Genomic DNA, 3,960 nt, shown 5'->3' with positions numbered 1-3,960 from the left:
CTGCGCACTCAGCTGATACAGACCAGCACGCAATAAAGGACCGCTGCTCAAATCAAATCCCTGGTTCACGTCAGCCTGGATCAGCTCACGAACTACACGCTCCTGCGCCTGGGCATCCTGTAAATCAGTTAATGTAATACTAAAGTTTGTACTCCCGGCAGGAGAAATGAATTGCTTCACTTCCCCGGATTCATCTTCCCGGAACACCGTCCGTAAAATCTCATGACGCGAGATTAACTCATTAAACGCATAATTCAGGGAAACAATTTGAAGATTACCTTCAAAGATGAATACCCCAGACATGTTATAAGCTACATTTCCATCTTCAAACTGACTTAGAATCCATAGTCTTCGCTGGGAAGAAGAAAGTGAATAAGATGTCTGCTGATTTAACGCTTTTATCTGGTCAAATTTGTTCTCAACTATAATATCAGACTCAACTAAATAAGTAATAAGCTCAGCTTTATTTCCTTTAATCAGTTTGATCAGATTTTCGTCCAATACACCCTTAGGGGCGTTGACAATTAATTCGCCATCTACAACATTAATTAATATTCCTTTCTCAGCCAGAACTAAAATTAAATTATCTATCATCTTTTCAAATTGATTGGTTATACCGGTAAAAAGTATCCTTTATAAATAAACATATAAATGCAGCCGCTAAATTGTCAGCGCCGATTTAATTATGGAGTAGTAAACAGTGTATTATATTTTAATTACTTCACGGGATTCTTCATCCTCTATGAGCGTATTTTTTGACTTTTGAAGCCATATTGCTTTTTGAATTTCTTCACTTAGCTTTCTGATATCTGGTGTTTGAAAGATATTCATCAGACTTATTTTCACCTTAAAAACTGATGTTATTTTATTAAGCATCGTTGTTGCTTTCAAACTGTGCCCACCTAAATCAAAGAAATTATCGAGTACCCCTATTTTCTCTTTTTTCAAAATCTCTTCCCATATTTCCACCAGTTTTCTCTCTGTTTCATTTTGGGGTGCTTCATATGCAATTCCAGATTCCATAATCACCCCCAATTCAGCTATAGCTTTTTTATCGGTCTTTCCATTCTGCAGTAAAGGAATTTTATCCAGCCATATATATTGAGCAGGCAACATATAAACAGGAACTCTTTTCGAAAGATATAAACGAAGCTGAACTGCATTTAACTCAACTTTACCAACAATATAAGCCACAAGAACAGGTTCATTATGGTCGTTATCTTTAAAAAGAAGCAGAACTTTTTCAATTCCTTCATATTGCAACAGCGCCCGTTCTATCTCGCCAAGTTCGATTCTGTGCCCCCTGATTTTTATTTGTTCGTCTGTTCTGCCCAGTACTTCAATTTCACCATCAGGCAACCATTTACCCAGATCTCCTGTTTTATACATCTTCCCTTCTTTTTCAAAAGGATTATCAACAAATTTTTCTGAGGTAAGTACAGGTTTATTGATGTAACCTCTGCATATCCCATCACCACTGGTACATATCTCACCAATAACTCCGATAGGGCAAATCGATCCTTCGGAAGAAAGTATATAAATCCGGGTATTCTGAATAGGTTTGCCAATTAAAACATTATGACGTTCAGAGTTCCTGGGAATTTTGTAATAGGCTGTATCATTTGAAAATTCAGACTGACCATATCCATTAATAATATCCGTATCATTATTATCAGCATAACACTGATTTACAAACCGGGTATTTAGCTTTTCACCAGTAAGAATGAGTTTTTTGATTGCTCCTAATTTGATCCCCTTTTCATGAGACAAATATTCATTTAACTGAGAAGGAATGACTTCTAAAATCGGAGTATTGAAAATGTTGGCTTTTTCAAGTATAGTACCCATATTTTTCAGCTCTTCATTGTTACAAAGAATTACCTTTCCTCCAACAATCAATGGTGCCCATAGCTGCCATATAGAACCTACAAAATACAATTGTGAATTATGACAAATAGCTGTACCCCCGGCTATTTGCAACATCGTGATTTTACTGTATAGCTGATTTACTATACCTCTGTTTTCCAGCATGCATCCTTTCGGATTACCTGTTGATCCAGAAGTATAAATAATATAAGCCAGGTCTTCTGCTTTACTGGTCTTATTAAGGTTTTCTTTGGTATAACTAATCGGCTCATTTCTAAATTTTTCCAGTTCATCAGCATCCAGCAAGAACTTACAATTGCTGTCATCTATCATATAATCGATTCTTTCTTTCGGATAATCAGGATCAATCGGAATACAGCCTGCTCCTGTTTTAAGCACTGCTGCAATAGCAACAACCATCCATTCATTACGCTCGAGCGCAATTCCGATTAGGCTATCTGAATCTATTACATATCTCATGTTCAGATAATCAGCAAGCTGATTAGCTTTTTCATTCAATTCCCGATAACTTAGTTCCTTATTTTCAAAGACCAATGCAATAGCGTCAGGTGTTTTCTCCACCTGATCTTCAAATAAGTTCTTAATTGATTTCTCCTTTGGATAGGATTTTACAGTATCATTAAATTCAATCAGTAACTGATGTTTTTCTTTAGTTGTTAAATAGTCCAGCTGATTAACCGGACACAAAGGTTTTTCTATAATTGCTGTAAGTAACTGTTCAAAATGAGTGTAAAGCTGGTTTATTATTCTTTCATCATATACATCATTATTGAACTCAATAACTACCTGCATGCCTTGTTCATCTTCAACAAAAATAAAAGTCAGGTCAAACTTACTGATCACGTGTTTGCCTCCTTTATATTCAGTTATACTCAAATGTTCAAGTTCATCCTTCGCACTGCTATATACCTTTTCGTTATTTTGTAATATGAGGAGAATATCAAACAGAGGGCTTCTGCTTATATCTCTTTGTAAATCCAATTCTTCTATTAATTCATCGAAAGGATAAAGCTGATGTGCATAGGCATCCATTGTTACCTGTTTTACAAGTGAAAGCAGCTCTTTATAATTATTTGTTCCTTTAAATTGTGTCCTCAGAGCCAAAGTATTGACATAGAAACCGAGCTGATCTTCCAGATCACTATGTTCTCTGCCAGCTATCGGACTTCCGATAATGATATCTTCTTGTTGGGTATAAGAATACAGTAAGGCATTTAATGCTGCAAGAAGCCCCATAAACAGTGTACTGCCCTGCTCATGGACAAGTGCATTGATTCCATTCGTGACTTCTGCTCCTATCATCCTGCTAATCGTACTTCCATTATAAGTCTTCATTGCCGGACGAACCTTATCGGTTGGTAGTTCAAGGACAGGCAGCTCTCCGCTAAACTGATCCAGCCAGTACTGCTGATGAACGTTTAAACCTGCGCCTGTTAATTGCGCCTGCTGCCAGGCAGCATAATCTTTATATTGAATACGTAAAGGGGTTAATGGCGATGCCTGGCCCTGAACATAGGAATTGTACAACAACAATAATTCTTTGAGCAGCACGCCCATTGACCAGCCATCACTGATAATATGGTGCATCACATAACTGAATACCCACTGCTCACTGCTTAAACGGTAAACATCTGCCCGCAGTAAAGGACCGGCAGAAAGGTCAAAGACTTCAATGACATTGGTATTGATTAAACTCTCCAGCACAGCAGACTGTGCATCAGTTTCACTCAAATCCTGGTAGCCAACCCTAAAGCCCAGGGCTTCAGAACTCTTAACCTGTTGTCTGACTTCTCCATTTTCTGTCTCGCTGAAAACTGTACGGAGTATCTCATGACGTTCAATCAGGCTTTCAAAAGCATATGAAAAAGCAGCTTCATCAAGTACCCCTCCAAACACAAACACACCTGGCATATTGTAGGCAATACTGCCTTCGGTAAACTGGCTCAGTATCCATAACCTGCGCTGAGAAGAAGACAAAGGGTAATCTGCCTGCAGGGCCACTTGTGGGATCGCTGTGAAAACAGCCCCCTGGCTCCGGTCAATCAAACGTCCCAGCTCTTCCAGTACAGGATT

General features: G+C 38.2%; 2 protein-coding genes. Both read right to left on the bottom strand.

What is annotated here, in order from left to right:
* A partial coding sequence (locus tag ABIB30_RS27160) for a condensation domain-containing protein (RefSeq protein WP_354306155.1) occupies positions 1-594 on the bottom strand: 594 nt, incomplete at its 3' end.
* Positions 595-705: 111 nt separating this feature from the next.
* Positions 706-3,960: non-ribosomal peptide synthetase (locus ABIB30_RS27155; RefSeq protein ID WP_354306154.1), on the bottom strand; the 3,255-nt coding region annotated here is incomplete at its 5' end.

It is taken from the genome of Pedobacter sp. UYP1, from assembly GCF_040547305.1.
Classification (GTDB): domain Bacteria; phylum Bacteroidota; class Bacteroidia; order Sphingobacteriales; family Sphingobacteriaceae; genus Pedobacter.
Note: the sequence above shows the minus strand (reverse complement) of the source record. Positions and strands in the feature narration are given on the sequence as shown.